Origin of the sequence: Ruegeria arenilitoris, assembly GCF_013030985.1 — a bacterium.
Lineage (GTDB): Bacteria > Pseudomonadota > Alphaproteobacteria > Rhodobacterales > Rhodobacteraceae > Ruegeria > Ruegeria arenilitoris_B.
Genome location: NZ_WPYP01000010.1, coordinates 15,951 through 32,517, shown reverse-complemented (window position 1 = coordinate 32,517; position 16,567 = coordinate 15,951). Strand labels below are relative to the sequence as shown.

At 56.2% G+C, this 16,567-nt stretch carries 17 protein-coding genes and 1 pseudogene; 17 read left to right on the top strand and 1 reads right to left on the bottom strand.

The features are described 5' to 3' along the window. Positions 1–46: 46 nt before the first annotated feature. Positions 47–1,216 carry a cupin domain-containing protein gene (locus tag GOX88_RS18505; RefSeq protein ID WP_170405240.1) on the top strand — a complete coding sequence of 390 codons (1,170 nt, stop codon included), beginning with the start codon at positions 47–49 and terminating at the stop codon, positions 1,214–1,216. A 29-nt stretch (positions 1,217–1,245) separates the two neighbouring features. On the opposite strand, the gene GOX88_RS18500 is transcribed toward GOX88_RS18505, so the two are convergent. Beyond that, positions 1,246–2,136: a DMT family transporter gene (locus GOX88_RS18500; protein WP_170405237.1), complete on the bottom strand. Its 891-nt coding sequence runs from the start codon at positions 2,134–2,136 to the stop codon at positions 1,246–1,248. A 141-nt stretch (positions 2,137–2,277) separates the two neighbouring features. Between GOX88_RS18500 and GOX88_RS18495 the strand changes: the two genes are divergently transcribed. The 16 genes and pseudogenes from GOX88_RS18495 to GOX88_RS18420 all read left to right on the top strand — a co-directional run bounded on the left by GOX88_RS18495 (position 2,278) and on the right by GOX88_RS18420 (position 16,446). Next, the gene (locus tag GOX88_RS18495) at positions 2,278–3,066 is read left to right on the top strand and encodes a class I SAM-dependent methyltransferase (RefSeq protein ID WP_170405234.1); all 789 of its coding nucleotides are present in this window, start codon (positions 2,278–2,280) and stop codon (positions 3,064–3,066) included. 129 nt (positions 3,067–3,195) lie between these two features. Continuing rightward, positions 3,196–3,717 (top strand): hypothetical protein, encoded by a 522-nt coding sequence (locus tag GOX88_RS18490; RefSeq protein ID WP_170405231.1) that lies wholly within the window; start codon positions 3,196–3,198, stop codon positions 3,715–3,717. Then, entirely contained in the window at positions 3,714–4,067 is a 354-nt protein-coding gene (locus GOX88_RS18485) for a hypothetical protein (protein ID WP_170431743.1), read from the top strand. The genes GOX88_RS18490 and GOX88_RS18485 overlap by 4 nt, the downstream gene beginning before the upstream one ends. 165 nt (positions 4,068–4,232) lie before the next feature. Beyond that, positions 4,233–5,270 carry a linear amide C-N hydrolase gene (locus GOX88_RS18480; RefSeq protein WP_170405546.1) on the top strand — a complete coding sequence of 346 codons (1,038 nt, stop codon included), beginning with the start codon at positions 4,233–4,235 and terminating at the stop codon, positions 5,268–5,270. Between the two features lie 330 nt (positions 5,271–5,600). Continuing rightward, the gene (locus GOX88_RS18475; protein ID WP_170405225.1) at positions 5,601–5,972 is read left to right on the top strand and encodes a YciI family protein; all 372 of its coding nucleotides are present in this window, start codon (positions 5,601–5,603) and stop codon (positions 5,970–5,972) included. 3 nt (positions 5,973–5,975) lie between these two features. Then, positions 5,976–7,211, top strand: coding sequence for an RNA polymerase sigma factor (locus GOX88_RS18470; protein WP_170405223.1), 1,236 nt, complete (start codon positions 5,976–5,978; stop codon positions 7,209–7,211). 68 nt (positions 7,212–7,279) lie between these two features. Beyond that, positions 7,280–7,666, top strand: a complete 387-nt coding sequence (locus tag GOX88_RS18465; RefSeq protein ID WP_170405220.1) for a VOC family protein — start codon at positions 7,280–7,282, stop codon at positions 7,664–7,666. Between the two features lie 24 nt (positions 7,667–7,690). After that, complete coding sequence (locus GOX88_RS18460) at positions 7,691–8,089, top strand: MAPEG family protein (RefSeq protein WP_170405218.1); 399 nt, start codon at positions 7,691–7,693, stop codon at positions 8,087–8,089. Beyond that, positions 8,089–8,433 carry a TfoX/Sxy family protein gene (locus GOX88_RS18455; protein ID WP_170405215.1) on the top strand — a complete coding sequence of 115 codons (345 nt, stop codon included), beginning with the start codon at positions 8,089–8,091 and terminating at the stop codon, positions 8,431–8,433. The genes GOX88_RS18460 and GOX88_RS18455 overlap by 1 nt, the downstream gene beginning before the upstream one ends. An 11-nt stretch (positions 8,434–8,444) precedes the next feature. Next, a complete protein-coding gene (locus tag GOX88_RS18450; RefSeq protein ID WP_170405212.1) occupies positions 8,445–9,104 on the top strand; it encodes a DUF2461 domain-containing protein in 660 nt (219 codons plus the stop codon). Positions 9,105–9,299: 195 nt separating this feature from the next. After that, positions 9,300–10,164 (top strand): annotated as a pseudogene (locus GOX88_RS18445) (integrase core domain-containing protein); the annotation flags it as partial. Between the two features lie 83 nt (positions 10,165–10,247). Next, complete coding sequence (locus tag GOX88_RS23490; protein ID WP_254436310.1) at positions 10,248–10,466, top strand: GDCCVxC domain-containing (seleno)protein; 219 nt, start codon at positions 10,248–10,250, stop codon at positions 10,464–10,466. A 1,044-nt stretch (positions 10,467–11,510) separates the two neighbouring features. Next, positions 11,511–12,503 carry an aldose epimerase family protein gene (locus GOX88_RS18435; RefSeq protein WP_170405207.1) on the top strand — a complete coding sequence of 331 codons (993 nt, stop codon included), beginning with the start codon at positions 11,511–11,513 and terminating at the stop codon, positions 12,501–12,503. A 94-nt stretch (positions 12,504–12,597) separates the two neighbouring features. Beyond that, positions 12,598–13,803 carry a YcaO-like family protein gene (locus tag GOX88_RS18430; RefSeq protein WP_170405205.1) on the top strand — a complete coding sequence of 402 codons (1,206 nt, stop codon included), beginning with the start codon at positions 12,598–12,600 and terminating at the stop codon, positions 13,801–13,803. Then, complete coding sequence (locus GOX88_RS18425; RefSeq protein WP_170405202.1) at positions 13,800–15,110, top strand: TfuA-like protein; 1,311 nt, start codon at positions 13,800–13,802, stop codon at positions 15,108–15,110. Before GOX88_RS18430 ends, GOX88_RS18425 begins: the two co-directional genes overlap by 4 nt. A 43-nt stretch (positions 15,111–15,153) precedes the next feature. Beyond that, positions 15,154–16,446, top strand: a complete 1,293-nt coding sequence (locus GOX88_RS18420; RefSeq protein ID WP_170405199.1) for a hypothetical protein — start codon at positions 15,154–15,156, stop codon at positions 16,444–16,446. Positions 16,447–16,567: the final 121 nt, after the last annotated feature.

The window sequence follows — 16,567 nt, the reverse complement described above, 5'->3', positions numbered from 1 at the left end:
CTGTGTTACACTTTTGAGGCCACTCCCCGAGAATTAGGAGGCCAATATGGTTAGTTCATCCAGGCGAGAATTCTTCAAAGCAGCCGCGGCAACGGGTCTAGGTGGAACTGCTGCGATGCAAGTTTCAGCCGCGGAGTTTCCATCCGGTCCATTTTGGAACAATGTTCCTGATCCAGAGCTTTCCAAGCAAGAGCTTCCAAACTTCAAGTTTGAACTGGAAAAATCCAAAGGTCGTGAAGACGGTGGTAGTTTCGGGAAAGAAGCCACCGTTAAACAGCTTCCTGTTTCAACGGGAATCGCCGGTGTCTCGATGAAACTGGAACCCGGTGTTGCCCGTGAATTGCACTGGCACGCCACTGCTGCCGAATGGGCATTTGTAATGGAGGGGCGATGCCGGACGACAGTCATCAACCCGGCGGGAAAATCCGAAACGAACGATTTTGAACCGGGTGACGTATGGTATTTCCCGCGTGGTTACGGGCATTCCATACAATGTCTGGGCAACCAGCCCTGCCACTTCATTCTTATATTCGATAATGGGTACTTCTCTGAATTTGGTACATTCAGCATCACGGACTGGATTGGCCACGCGCCGAAAGACTTGTTGTCAAAGTCCCTTGGCTTGCCCGCAGCGGCGTTTGACTCTTTTCCCAAGAGCGAAGTTTATTTCGTTCACGGCGACCCGCCGCCGGAAGAACCTGCTTTGCCTCATCAGGGGCATCTGGCAACACCTCGGAATACGCATAAATACAGGCTGCTCGACCAGGATCCGAATTCTTCATTCGCAGGCGGTCGAGAATGGCTGGTCAGCCAATTGGAATTCCCCATCTCAACCACGATAACGGGCGTGGTTTTGGAACTTGAGCCTAATGGGATGAGGGAGTTCCACTGGCACCCGAACGCGGATGAATGGCAATACGTAATGAGCGGTAGCATCGGAATTACCATATTTGGTGCAAACGGCCGCTTCGCCTCAGAATCTCTGAACAAGGGGGATGTGGGATATATTCCTCAGGGCTATGGGCATTCGATTGAAAATGTTGGTGAGGGAAAAGCCCGAATACTGATCGCGTTCAACACCGGTGAGTATCAGGCAATCGACCTTTCAGAATGGATCGCAGGTAATCCCAACTACCTGCTTGCCGCACATTTCGACCAAAAGCTGGATGTTATCGAAGAATTCCCGAAGACGGACGTTTTCATTGCGCCAAGGTAAGTGAGAAGCGAACGTGATGCGGCAGCGAGCTAAGACTTGAACTTTCCGATAACCAGCGCGGCAATGATCAGAACTAGCGCGAAAATATCGTTAGGCTGCAGTCGTTCGCCAAGAAATGCAATGCCGATGAAAACGCCAACCAGCGTGATCAGATAACCGGAAAGGGCAGTAAAGGTCGGGCCGGTTCGACCAACCATATAGATGAACAGAACATAGGCTATGCCGCCACAAAAGACGCCCAGGCCTACCAGCGCTGATACGCTTTGCCACGACAGGTCCGGCTTCCACGCGGAACTGAGGATCAGCGTCAATACCACCAGTACTGCGGACGCGATCATAAAGACGTTTCGCATCGCAAGAACAGGTGGCACGTTTGACAGATGTTTCATCATGATCAGGCTAGCCGAGAAACTCAATGCGCCGCCCAGGATCGCCAGTTCGCCGATTATATCCGCCAGCCAGCTGCCTTTGATACTTGGAACGATCAGAACCAGAATCCCTACAAAGCCGACAGCGACACTCAGCGCTGCGATCAAACTCCAATGCTCGTCTTTCACGAAAAACGGGGCCAGTATCAGGGTAAAGATTGGCACTGTGGCAAGGAGGATGGCCGCAATACTGCTGTCGACGTGTTGCTGCCCCCAGGGGATCAGAAAGCACGGCAAGATTGCTTCAGCTACCGCAATTGCACAGTAAAGCGACCAAGGCTGTCTGCCGACTTTTATCGAAGATCCGGCTGAACGCCCGTACATCACAGCGGCGATGACCGTCAGGGTCAAAAAGCCGATCAGCACCCGCCCGGTCGCCACGATCAGAGGCGAAAAACTCTGAATGGCCAGTTCGTTCAGAACAAACTGAGACCCCCAAATCAGACTGATCCCCACCAACAGCAGATAGTCGAGGGCAACAGGCCTGTTCATGACGAATGCGCTTTTTCGAACACGTGATTCACCACAAAAACATGATGTCAACCAACCCTACCACAAGCAAGGAAACCGTGCGTCCGGGTATTACAATGCGTGAATACAGTGTATTTTCTGGATAGATATGGGAGGCACCAGATGTACGAAGATCTATTACCTCACACATTGCCCACTGAGGCCGAGCGGCTTGATCGCATGTCACATGCGCACGACCCCGATACCTTTGCAACAATTGAAAGACTGAACCTTCCAGAGAATGCGCATTGTCTGGATATAGGTGCCGGGCGCGGAAGCGTCGCGATCTGGCTGGCCGAGACATTGCCCCACGCCAATGTCATCGCCAGCGATCTGGACGTGTCGTCCGTGAAAGAAAACACCTTACCCAACCTAGCCCTAGAGGAGATCGATCTGCGAGCCGATGAGCTTGGTTCAGAATTGTATGATCTGGTTCACTGCCGCGCGGTGTTGTGCTTTTTACCGACCCGAACGGAGGTTTTGTCAGCGATCCTGAAGTCGCTCAAACCCGGTGGTGCATTTGTTGTTACTGAAATGGACTTCAGGCGAGTTGCGTCTGGCCCGAGCCGTTTTTGGGCAACGTTCTGGACCGCGTATCTCGACTTCACCGCATCTCAAGGGTGGAATTTAGAGTTTGGTGCAACGTTGCCGGGCTTTCTTGCCAAAACGGGCTTTACAGAAATTGATGCACGGCACATCCAGCCCATTCTGAATCTCTCCGGAAATACCGCAGGAGCGGCTGAAGCGCAGACCTGGTCACTAACATTGGCAACATTGGCGCCTAAATTGATCGGTGGCGGTTTTATGACCGAAGGCATGCTGACCGAAGCACTTTCGATCGTCCGTAACCCCGAAGCTTGGACGGCCGGACCTGGCTTCATGGTCACCAGTGCGCGGCGACCGATGACTTGACCCGAGGGGCAGCTTGTCCTCAGCAAGAAGCGCTTATGGATGTCTGCTTTTTTGAAGCAAGCGCCATTCGTGCAATGTGCAGAAAGTGGTACTTAGGGCTCATTGCACGAATTACCCCCGCAGCGCGACGTGCAAACAGTATTCTGCCGAAGAGAATATCAGGTTACGGTTACGTTCATCGATCACAGCGCCGAGGGACAGGATATCGGCGACTACCGCATAAGCACCGGTCCATTGCGAACGGAAGACCGCCCAGTTATCGGCGAAAGCGAAGCTGAAACGGTGGTTGTTCATATCGAGGGCAACGGAAAAGCCAGAATGACGTCAATAGTCATCCTGCATTTGGCCGGCGGAGCCATAACGTACAAAACCGTATCAGCGCCGACAGTGCGTGCTGCCGATGACACGACAGGCCCGGTCAACGCTAGCGGTGCCACTCGCATGATCATCACTGGTTCTGACATTGTTTTTTTGGCACCCGGGGCAAGGTGGAAGTCGCGCGGGAAAATGGCATTTTACGCAGCGTCAAATTGTGGAAATCAATCTTATAACAAACCCGTGATTGCTTATGTGTGCAGTGTTCAGAGAATGGCCGATCTGAACATTTGTCACTCAGGCCAAGGTCCTTATTTTAAAGGGAAGCGATCATGAAAAAACTCGTTCTTGTTGCTGTACTTGGTTTAACCGCTTGCACTCAGTACCCAATGCAGAAACCGCTTGCAGTGGACGGCACAAGAAATGCGAGCTTTGCTTCGGACGAGGCACACTGCACCGCTCTGGCGATAAACTATCAATCCGGCAAAAGGGGAATGGACACCACGTTCGGCGCAATCGACGGTGCGCTCACCGGTGCCATGATCGGAGATGGGTATGACGCTGTCGGTGGGGCGGTCGCGGGCGGGATACTTGGCTCTGTCAAAGGTCAATACAATGACGAGTTGGTCCAACGCCAGGTTCTGGTGAATTGTATGCAGGCTCGTGGGCACAGCGTCATTGGATAATGGGTTGCGATGTCAGCTAGTCCCCGCAATCCGCAATTGTCAGGTTTTTTGCGAGCCCAGAAAGCGTACCGCAGGGCTTTTGTGCAAGTTCTGTGCGACAACTGAACACCTGAAGCCCCCGATCTTCTAATTGGTCGTCATTCGAAACACATCATGGAGTTTAACATGAAAAATGCTGCTCGAAATATAGTTGCCGGTATCTGCGCTGCGTCGGTAATGGCAGTATCTGCCGATGCATGCACTCGGCTACTCTACAAAACCGGATCGGACAGCTTCATCACAGCCAGAAGTATGGACTGGTTCGAGGATGTCGGATCAGATTTTTGGGCGTTTCCCAAGGGCATGGAGCGTGACGGAGGTTTGGGCGAAGGATCGATCGAATGGGTGTCAAAATACGGATCGATCACCTTGTCGGGTTATGACATTGGCACCGTCGACGGCATGAACGAAGCCGGGCTTGTAGCAAACCTGCTTTACTTGGCCGAAGCAGATTATGGTGAGGCGGAGGGTAAACCCACACTGTCCGTCGGTGCCTGGGCACAATACGCGCTCGACAATTATGCGACGGTCGCCGAGGCGGTTGAAGGCTTGTCAGCACAGCCATTCACCATGGTGGCCCCACGTCTTCCCAACGGCCACGAAGCTGGACTACATCTTTCGCTGTCTGACAAAAGCGGGGATTCCGCGATCTTCGAATATGTAGACGGCGAACTCATCGTGCATCATGGCGAAGAATACCGTGTCATGACCAACTCCCCAACTTATGATGAGCAGCTTGCATTGACTGCCTATTGGGATCAGGTTGGCGGCCTGTCTATGTTGCCGGGCACAAATCGTGCGGCAGATCGGTTTACGCGGGCAGATTTCTATCTTGATACTGTGCCGGCGTTCGAAGATCGCCGAATGGCAACCGCAGCCGCATTTTCGATCATTCGCAATGTCTCGGTTCCCCTGGGAATTACTGATCCGGATGCTCCCAATTTGGCGACAACGGTTTGGCGTTCCGTCGCGGATCATGAAAATGGAAGGTACTACTTTGAGTCCGCCATTAGCCCAAATGTCTATTGGGTTGATATCAACAAGCTAGATCTTTCAGAGGGCAGTGAACCACAAAAGCTGGAACTAAAGGGGCATCCGATTTTGGCGGGTGACGTATCAGAAAAATTCGCACCTGCTGAACCGTTTAATTGGCTTGCACCATAGTTGACCGGACCTCGATAGTAATTGGGTTTCTATCGTTTCGGCCTAGTGACCAAGGGTGCATATTAACCTTGATCATCGATCCGCCGGGCAGGGCGGGAATGCAGCCGTAAAGATGCTGACCAGAAAGTGGCCATTCGTACCGCAAGTATGAGTGGCCGCTTCGTTGAGCAACCCGTCAGCTCGATGCGCCCCAGAAATCGCGCTGACAGCGAGTGGCAGCAATGCGGCCGCAGCATTCGAAGAGCTGAATGAGTGCGGGCTAAGGGCCGTTGTCGGATTTGCATGTCTTCGCGCGTCCTTGCACCATGAGACTGATGTTTGGAGGCGAATATGATATACGCAATCACAATCTATGGAGAACCGGGCGTGTTTGAAGCGCTGCCCAAAGATCGTCAGGACGAAGTGATGTCAGGACACGGTGCACTGCAATCGGCATTAACGGATCGGGGGGAATTCGTGTCAATGAAGCTGATGCCGCCAACCTCTGCTGTTATGGTCGAGCCGTCCCGGGTCGAAGGTGCAGCACCACTGATCACCGACGGCCCATTCGCCGAGACAAAGGAGAATTTCCTCGGATTTTACGCCGCCGATTTCAAAGACCTTGATGAGGCATTGGAATACGCCAAAATGATCTCATCTCCGGTTGCACGACTTGAGGTGCGTCCGGTCGCTTGGGCCGGCGGCGTGATCTCTTCGGAATAGGTCATGTCGGACTGGCTAGAGGCCACATTCGCCCTGCATCGCCCGCGTGCGCTTGCGGCCCTGACCCGGTTTTTTCGGGACATCGACATGGCCGAAGAGGCTTTTGCCGAAGCTTGCCTGAAGGCGCTAACGGTTTGGCCTAAAGACGGCGCCCCCCGTGATCCGTTAGCTTGGCTGCTGACGACCGCACGCAACTCGGGCCTTGATCACGTGCGCAAGTCCCAGCGCCGGGCGGCAATCTTGTCGCGCCATGCCGACGAGTTTCAGCCGTTACCCGCCGAAACACCGGACCCGGACGAGATGCGCGATGACGTGTTGCGGTTGCTGTTCATCTGTTGCCATCCGGGACTTGATCGACAGGATCAAATTGCCATTGCGCTGCGGGTTGTTCTGGGGTTGAGCGTGGAAGAGATTGCCAGCGGATTTCTGGTCAAGCCCAAAACGATGGAGCAGCGGATCACTCGAGCCAAAAAGAAAATTTCGCTAAGCCCGGTCGCCTTTGAAACACCAAGCCCGGCGGAAAGGGGTGCGCGGTTGGGCGAAGTTTCTCTGATGGTCTACCTGATGTTCAGCGAGGGGTGGTCGACCTCGGCCGGTCCCACGCAGATCAAGCTTACCTTATGCGAAGAGGCAATCCGGCTGGCGCGACTGCTGGCGGCGTTGTTTCCGGCAATGGGGGAACAGGCCGCCTTGCTGGCGCTTTTGCTGTTTCAACACGCCCGGCGTGATGCGCGCGTTGATCCGGAAGGAAAACTTGTCGCGCTGGACGATCAGGATCGCAGTCTTTGGAACCGCACGGATATCGCCGAGGCGACAGGTCTTTTGCAAAAGGCCCAGCGGACAGGCCATCATGGTGTTTACATTATCCAGGCTGCCATTGCTTCGACACATGCCCGTGCAGCCTCGGATCGTGATACGGACTGGGCATCGATCGAAAGCCATTACGCAGCCCTTTACGCATTGCAGCCGACGCCGGTGGTGCGTCTCAATCAGATTGCAGCGCAGGCCAAGCTGCACGGCCCGCATCATGCGCTGAAGGAGATGGAGCCTTTGGCGCAGGAGTTGTCCACCTATCGCTGGTTTCATGCGATGCGAGGCGGGCTTTTGCAGGACACAGGTGATCACCGCGCGGCGATTGCAGCGTTTGAAACCGTGATGGCGCTTGGTCCAACGGCCCTTGAACGTATTGCGATCAGGGAAAAAATCGCGATCTGCCAGGAAAAATTGCGCCGCGTGTAGGGATCGCGACGCTTCGCGCGTCCTTGGATCAGACCCGTATGTGGCGGGCGCAACCAAGGGAGATACACATGAGTATTCTTGAGATGACCACTATCGGAAATTCCGGTTGGATCGGACATTCCGGCCCGGACCAGGGTAAAGCCAAAGCGTTCTATCAAGAGGTGCTGGGTTGGACGATCAACGACATGCCCATGCAGGACGGATCCAGCTATTCCGCCGCCGTTGTAGGCGAAACGGCGATCGGTGGTTTTTCCCCAATGCCCGAGGATCAGGGAAGCTGGACGATTTTTTTCACCGTAGCTGACGTAGATGCCAGTGTCGCCACAGCCGCGGCCAAGGGCGCCACGATTGTTCAGCCTGCAATGGACATGCCCGGGGTTGGCCGTATGTCCACGCTGATTGACCCGCAAGGCGCGCGGTTTGCGCTGATTACCTATGAAAGCATGACGTCTTAAGCACGACCGGAAAGGAGGCATCACATGGAACAGGTTCCGCAGATCGCGCTGGCCGTCACATCCATTTTTGTTTTGATGAGCATTCCGATGGCGATTGCCGTTGGCGTGCGGCGCACCAGAACAGGGATTCCTTTGTTGCATGGCGAAGATGAAAGCTTGCTGCGACTGATGCGGGCACATGGAAACTTCATCGAATATGTGCCGCTTGCTCTGCTGGCCCTAGCAGGGGCAGAGATCGCGGGAACCCCAACCTGGCTGGTCGCTGCCTGCGGTGCCGTGCTGCTGTTTGCCCGTCTTGTCCACTATTTCAGCCTGAGCGCTTCGGTGGACGGCAAGGGGCGCGCGGTTGGGGCGGCGCTGACGACCTTGACCATGTTGGTGCTTGCGCTGGCGATCCTCTGGCAGCTTTGGGCCGTCAACTGATGCCCGTGAATGAAACCCTCAACGCCCGCATGCGAGACGCATTGGCTGCGCATGTGGGCATCTCGGAAAAGCGGATGATGGGCGGCCTGTGCTTCTTTTTGAACGGCAACATGCTCTGCGGTGCGCGGCAACACCAGGACGGTGTGGGTCGGTTCATGTTCCGGGTGGGCAAGGTGAACGAAAGCGCCGCCCTGAAAGACCCCACGGCTCATGCCGTGATCCACGGAACCCGCACACTGGGTGGTTTTGTCCGCGTAGATGAAAGCGATTGCGATGACGACGCTCTGCGGCGTTGGCTGCACCTTTGCGTTGAACACGCAGCAGGGCTGCCCAAGAAAGACTGATAGGAGGATTTATGACCCAATTTGACTGTTTTTCTTCTGAGGCGGTTGGCTTTCTGCAAGATCTGAAGGCCAACAATACGAAGGATTGGTTTGCGGCGAACAAAGCGACTTATGAAACGCACCTGAAAGCGCCCAGCAAGCTATTCGCCGACGATATGGCATTCGCCTTGCAAGACCTGACTGGGCAGGACCACGGCAGCAAAATCTTTCGGATTCATCGCGATGTTCGATTTTCCAAGGACAAGACACCCTATAACGCGCATCTGCACCTTGCGTTCATGCCGACAGGGCAGGAGGGTCAGCCGCCGATGTGGTTTTTTGGGCTCTCTCCTGAAAAGCTGTCCCTCGGTTGCGGGGTGTTCCAGTATGAAAAAGTAGTGTTGGATGCCTTCCGCGATGCGATGGCGGGTTCTCTGGGGGCAGAGTTGATCCAGACCACCGCAGAGATGCGAGATCAGGGTTTCCGGATCGGTGATCCGGAGTTGAAACGCGTTCCGTCCGGTTTTGACAAGGATCACCCCCATGAGGAAGCGTTACGGCGCAAAGGTTATTCGGTTTGGATGGACGCCGAGACCCCAGCCTTTGTTCTCGAACCGAACCTGACGGAACGAACAACCACCATGTTCGCCGAGCTCATGCCGGTGTTTCTGCTGCTTTCCCGAATCAAGTAGCCCCAATTGTGCGCCTTCGGCAAAGGGCGGCTTTGTTGCGCGCTGCCGTCGCTCGGATTTCGATAACGCAGCGCGGCGCATGAACGGCAAGAATGCGAAAGCTGCATCGCGGCGCGAACCGACCCAGTGAATGTCTCCTGTAGGCCGCCTCTCAGACGGCCCTCCAACCTAGATTTCAATGGCTTCGGCGGTGGCCAAGGCATGCCGCGTCTGGATGCGATCGGACAGATCGGCGTTGTGGGGCAAACTGATTACCGCTGGCGCAAGCAATATGGTGGAATGGGTGTAGACCAATTGAAGGAACCACAGCGGCTTCAGAAGGAAAATGAGCAGCTGAGGCGTGCGGTATCAGAGCTGACGCTCGACAAACTTATCCTGACGGAAGCATCGAAGGGAAACTTCCAAGACCCTCTCGTCGCCGTGCTTGTATCGATCATGTTCGCAGCCAGGTCAAAGTTTCCGAGCGCCGTGCATGGCGAGTGCCGGGACAGCACCGATCCACGCAAAGTCGTATTCCACGGGGCCGACCAGATGAAGAACATCTGGTGGCCGGCATGATCGAGCTGGCCAGGCAATATGGTCGGCATGGTTATCGCCGGGTTGCGGTGTTGCTGAGAGAGGCTGAAGGTGCCTGCAAAACAGCCCAGGAAGGGGCGGCTTTGGCTAAACAATGGTTCATGCGTTCGGCGCAGGCCGGAACATCGCAATCATGTCTGGAGCTATGACTTCGTGCATTGTCGCACCGTCATACATCCGTTCAAATAGCGGCCCTGAATTTGTTGCCCTGACGGTTCGCGACTGGAATGCGGCGGTCGGAGCCAGAACGGCATATATAGAACCAGGTTCGCCTTGGGAGAACGGGTTTTGAGAAAGCTTCAACGGTCGCATGGGGGATGAGCTGTTAAACGGGGAAACCTTCCACTCACTCAGAAAAGCGCAGATCATCATCGAAGAATGGAGGAATCACCACACCACCAAACGACCACACAGTGCACCGGGCTATCGCCCTCCGGCACCGGAAACCATCATCCCAATGGAACACAGGCCGATCATGCACTAACAATCACGGTGGACCCGTCAGATAGGGCTGCTCAATCAACGAAGCCCGTTTAAATGACGACCCCATAACCCGGATGTGAAAATATGAGTGAACAGAATGTTGTATTAGAAAGCAAAATCACTTGCCCTGAGTGCGGCTTTTCGATGGTCGAAACTATGCCGACAGATGCGTGCCAGTGGTTTTACGAGTGCACTGCTTGCAACACCGTTTTGAAGCCGTTGCCGGGGGATTGCTGCGTATACTGTTCTTTTGGAACCGTCGCCTGCCCGCCGATCCAACAGGGCAAGAGGTGTTGCGGATGATGGCCGCCCTCGGGCGGATTGCCAAAATCGAAGCAATCGCGGGTATATCCGGTGTTTGACGAACCGCATGTATCCTGGACAGGAATGGCCTATGATCATGACAAGCTCGTAACCGTTCCGAGTGGAATTCTGCTCTATAGTTGGTGCCCTTTGTGACTGATGGAGGACAGGGCAGGGGGGCGGATCACTACCTGCTTCTCGATTGTTCCCTGTCCATTGTCACCATGTGCACGTTCCATTCCAGACCGTTGGTTGAACGATGCCAATCCTGTTTTAGTTTCGTAGCTACTCCGGATCTTGCTCAATACGGCAAACAACTGGCATTGGTCTGTCCTAAATGCTCTGCGCCGTTGGAAGCATATCTTGGCTTTGACTTTGTCAGCAATGCCCATGCAAAGGGCTGGTCAGAAAACCCAAGGCTGAAACGTTCGTGGCGAAACCTGACAAAGTTTGAAGCATTTCTAAGACAACCCATGAGAGTCAGATCAGTCGGAGGCAAGAAACATCGTTTCCTCCGCGAGGCTTATCCAATCCTGAATTTCTTTTGGCCGCTGAACGTCGAAAAGCTATGGCAGTGTTCTTATCTCTGCTGAATGACGACGAAGCTGCCTTTGGGTTTTCCGGTGGGACAACAGGTACACAGTGCGCGCGAGAAGCATTGAGCACGGAGAAACACGATCGCCTAGTGAGGCATATACTCAATATGGCTCGTTTGGCCGTCTCAGCAAACAGGTGAATGCCGGTTCCGAAGTAGGCATAAGTTATGAACAAAGAGCGTTTTTTCCGTCGCTTCCTATTACTTGGACGTCATTTAAAGACTTATCTTCCCAACGCAAAAGCACATAGCATTTTGTCTCAAAAAAGGGGGTCTCATTATTAACGGGTTTGTACACGGGAATCCGTCGGGATCAAAAATGTGTGTAATCATGATTATGTAAAAACGCCGGCAATCAGAGTGCCTGAGGCTATGTTCAGTATGCTTCACCAAGTTTGACCGCTATACACGTTTGGGCTGCCATCGGCATCACGTTCCAAGAGGTCGGAATGCAACAAACAGCTAAGCGACAATCGCAAACAATCACGATTTCAAATGGGGTTTTGACGGCGACCCTGATGCCATTGGGGGCAACGTTGTGCGATTTGCGCCTGGACGGTTTCGACCACTCGTTGGTACTTGGATGGTGTGATCCGGCAGAATATTTGCGCAAAGATGAGTATTTGGGGCCCATCGTCGGCCGCTGTGCCAACAGAATTTCGTCGGGATCGTATCGCCTCGACGGCGAGACGTTTCACCTGAACCGCAATTTTCGCGACCGTCACTGCCTGCATGGCGGTCAGGACGGAGCCGCAATGCAGCTTTGGGAGGTTGCGCATTGTTCTGCGACCAGCGTGACTTTCACTCTGCATTTGCCTGACGGTCACATGGGGTTTGGCGGAGAATTGTTCGTGTCAGCCCGGTACAGCGTGGAAAACCCTGCGGTGTTGAGTCTCGAGATCGAGGCGCGCTCGGACAGCGCCACGGTCTGCAGTTTTGCACCGCACTGGTATTTCAATCTGAATGGTGGCGGAGACATAACCGGCCACAATCTGCAGATCGTCGCCGATCGATACCTGCCCGTTGATGACGATCTGATCCCGTCGGGCGATCCCGCGCAGGTTCAGGGCACCGAGTTCGATTTCCGCACGCCAAGGATGGTTGGGGATTTCCCCTTCGACCACAATTTCTGCATCTCTGACCGGCGGACGTCTGAAAAGCCTGTGGCGGTATTGGAGTCGCCTCTGTCGGGTGTCCGGATGGCGCTGACTTCAACCGAACCGGGCTTGCAGGTCTATTCCGGAACGCATCTGAACCATCCGGATCGTGAAACTTTGTCCGGCGAGCCCTATAGGGCCTATTCAGGGTTGGCGTTGGAGCCACAAGGTTGGCCGGACGCGCCGAACAATCCCTCTTATCCCAGCGTGATCCTGCACGCCGGGGAACGGTATCTCCACATTTCCCGGCTCAGCTTCAGCCGGTCAGCGCAGCACAACGGTTGACCGGAAGGATTCGATCCAGCATCCTGCGCCGTAACAGACTGGCCCGGCGCGGTTATTTTTCATTGCGGTCATTTAATTTAGCAAGGTCCGAAACATGCCCGATGCATCGCAGAAGCAATATGTGCTGGACACGCATCGGCTGCGCGACCCCGAACAGACCCTGCAGATCGTCAAGCCGTTCTTGAAAAGCATGGGCATCACCCGGATTGCGAACCTGACCGGGTTGGACCGGATTGGGCTGCCCACGGTGATGGTTGCAAGGCCCAATTCCCGATCAGTAGCGGTGTCGCTGGGCAAGGGGCTGTCCTTGCGCGCGGCCGAGGCCTCGGGCGTGATGGAAGCGATTGAATCCTGGCACGCCGAACGGGTTCAGTTGCCGCAACGGCTGGCCAGATATGCCGAGCTTGCTGAAGAGGCCATGGTAGTCGAAGCGACCAGTCTGCCCCAAGTGACCGGAGGGCGCTTTGACCCGCATCGGAATATGCTGTGGGTTCAAGGGCACGATCTGGGTGCGCGTGGACCATGCTGGGTTCCGCTTGAGATGGTCGATACCGATTACACCAGCGCGCCGGTTGGCGGTCAGGCAGCCTTTCCCCGCACCACCAATGGGTTGGCCTCGGGCAACAACCTGGCTGAGGCCAGCTGTCACGCCATTTGTGAGCTGATCGAACGGGATGCCACAACCCTGTGGCACCACCAACCGGGATTGCCGCGTCTTAATCCCGACAGTGTCGATGATCCGCGTTGCCGTCAGGCGATTGCAATGATCACTGACGCGGGGCTGGAGGTCGGACTGTGGAATACGACCTCGGATATCGGTATCGCCAGTTTTCGCTGCGTGATCTGCGAAGGTGGTGGGCAACCCGGCCATATCGGCATCGGCGACGGGTGCCACCCGGATCGCGCCATCGCCTTGCTGCGCGCCCTGACCGAGGCGGCGCAGACGCGGCTGACCTATATCTCGGGCGCGCGGGATGATCTGGACCCCGAAGAATTCACCGATCAGGCCAAAATGGATCGCGGTCGCTATGTGCGCGATCTGATCGATTGCACCGCGGCGGATCAGAGTTTTGGCGACTGCCCGTCGCATGTAACCAATTCCTTCGATGAGGATCTGGACCTGTTGTTGCAGCGGCTCTCCGCTGTGGGCGCCCCGCAAGTGGTGACGGTCGATCTGTCGCGTCCGGAATTTGACATCGCGGTGGTTCGGGCTGTCATTCCCGGGCTTGAAGCACCGCATGACGAACCGGATTACATCCCTGGCCCCCGGGCACGGCGCATTGAGGGGGGTCTGACATGACGGCAGTGGTTTTTGTAGGCCCGACCCTCGCGCCAGAGGCGGTCTCGGATCGTCTGGACGCCACGATCCTTCCTCCCGTCCGGCAGGGTGACGTGTACCGCGTCGTGCGCGACAAACCGACGGCCATCGGCATCATCGACGGGTTTTTCGAAGGGGTGCCCTCGGTCTGGCACAAGGAGATTCTGTGGGCGATCGAACAGGGCATTCCGGTTTTCGGCAGCGCCAGCATGGGCGCCCTGCGCGCGGCGGAACTGGCCGATTTCGGAATGATTGGTGTTGGGGGCATCTTCGAGGATTACAGTAACGGCACGCTGCAGGACGACGACGAGGTCGCGGTGCTGCACAGCCCGGCCGAGCTGGGATTTCAGTCGCTGAGTGAGCCGATGGTGTCGATCCGCGCGACCGTGGCGCAGGCCGAGACCGCCGGGGTTCTGTCGCCGGATACGGCCTCTGAGGTGCTGCGCTGCGCCAAAGCGATGCATTACCGTCATCGCACCTGGCCGGATATTCTCGGTGCGCTGCAGAACCTGTCAGGCATCACCGAATTCGCGAATTGGCTGCCGACGGGCCGTATCGACGCCAAGGCCCGGGATGCCGTCGCCATGTTGGAGTGCATGGCGGAATATCTGACCGGAACTCCCCTGCCCCCTTCGGACATTGCGCGCACCGAACCAACCCTGATGTGGAAGGCGTTGCGCGCGCGGGTCGATGCCGGGGACCCATCCGCCGACCGCAGCGTGGTCGACGAATTGCGGCTGCAGCCCGAGCTTTACACAACCTTGCGGAACCGAGCGGTTTTGGCCCTGTTATCGCGCGAGGAGGCCTCGAGACAGGATCGCCCCCCCGAACGCGCCGAACTCGTCCGGCAGATGGAAGACCACCGGGCTACTATCGGCCTGTCACGGCGATCCGACTTGATGGCGTGGATTGAAGCGAATGACCTGAGCCCCGAGGGTTACGAGACGATGCTGGCGGATGCGGCCCGGATCGAAGCCGCCACTGCGTCGCGTGCGAGCCGTCTGGACGCGCAACTGCTGTCGGAACTGCGCCGCTCGGATCAATACACCCAGCTGCGGGACCGGGCCGCCAGCAAGGCGGAACAGGCCCTTCCGGCGGGCCAGTCCGGCGTGGACCGGTTGCGGGTGCTGATGTGGTATTTTGAATCTCGTCTTGACCAGCCGGTGCCCGATGATCTTGACTCTTACGCAGTGGCGCTTGGGTTGTCCGGGCGCGATGCGTTTTATGAGATGATAGAAGCCGAGTTTTTGTATTGCCACAGGGGGGCCGACACCGGAGCCGCCGAATGAGAGGCCGCCGGTTTTGACCGGGCACCACACGGGAGAGCGTTTTGTGAACTTACCCGAACAGATCGAAGAAGAACCCGGTACTCGGTTTCTGCTGTTTCCACAGTCTCCGTTTCTGGAACCCAATGCCCAGCTGGAGCTGGTCGAGATTTCTGCGCCACAGGGCAGCATCGGGCCCGGGCCGTCGGGTCCGCGCATGTACACGGTCGACCCGGTGGGGAAAACCACCCCTTACGGCGCGATCATACCGGGGCCGAACGGACCGGGCATGTACCTGCCGCCCTGGGACGGGCAAATCCAACCGCCCGCCATGCCGGACGAGTTCGGCAACTTCATCCATATCGACCCCACCGACCCCGCTTTTGAGGCCGCGCATCTGTTCGGCTCGGCCCATTTCACCATGGATGTCTGGCAGGGCTATTTCGACCGCCCGATCCCGTGGCACTTCGCGCGCGACTTTGACAGGCTGGAACTGTCGCTGCTGCCCAGCCTCGACAACGCGCATATCGGCTGGGGGTTTCTGGAAACCGGCGGCACCCATGAACACGGGGATGAATACCGCCCCTACAGCCTGAACTTCGATGTGGTCGCGCATGAAATCGGCCATGCCATCATCTACAGCGTGATCGGGATGCCGTCTAACGGCGATGCCTCGGGCGAGTATTACGGGTTTCATGAATCCGCGGCTGATCTGGTGGCGTTGCTGGCGTCGCTGCATTTCGGTTCGGTGGTCGATGATTTGCTGGAGAACACGCGGGGGAACCTTTACACGTTCAACCGCCTCAGCCGATTTGCCGAACTGTCGGAAAACGCTCAGATCCGAATTGCGGCCAATGACCGGTCCTTGTCGGAATTCGCTGCCGGCTGGTCCAGCGAGCACGCTTTGTCCGAACCCCTGACCGGTGCGATGTTCGACATCTTCGTCGATATTTACCACGAGCGTTTGCTGGTGCACGGCCTGATCTCGCCCGAGGAAGAGCACCTGTCGGATCAGTTGGAAGGCTCGCCCGACTACAGCCGTGTGATGCAGGGTGTTTTCGACAAACGATACGCCGAAAATCCCGAAGGGTTCCGCATCGCCCTTCTTGAAGCGCGTGACTTTCTGGGTACCTATCTGGCCGACACGTGGGAGATGCTGGACGCGGATATGCTCAGTTATTTCGGGGTGGAAAAGGCACTGCTGGCGGTGGACCAAGAGATCACCGGCGGAGCCTTCCGCAATATCATCGAAGGCAACTTCCGGATGCGCGATATCGGGTTGACCACCGCAGGGCCTCGCCTGCCTGACCCCGAAGAAGACAGTCATTCGCATTCGGTCCGTACGCAGGTTCCGGAGTAGCGCCTAAAACCCTTTATTTTTAAATGGTTTTGTGGCATTCAATCGAAGGGTAATTATTGGAAGTAATTTGGCTCGTCAATTATCGGGTCTTCGTTAGGGGGGGTAAGACGGCCGGAGCTGT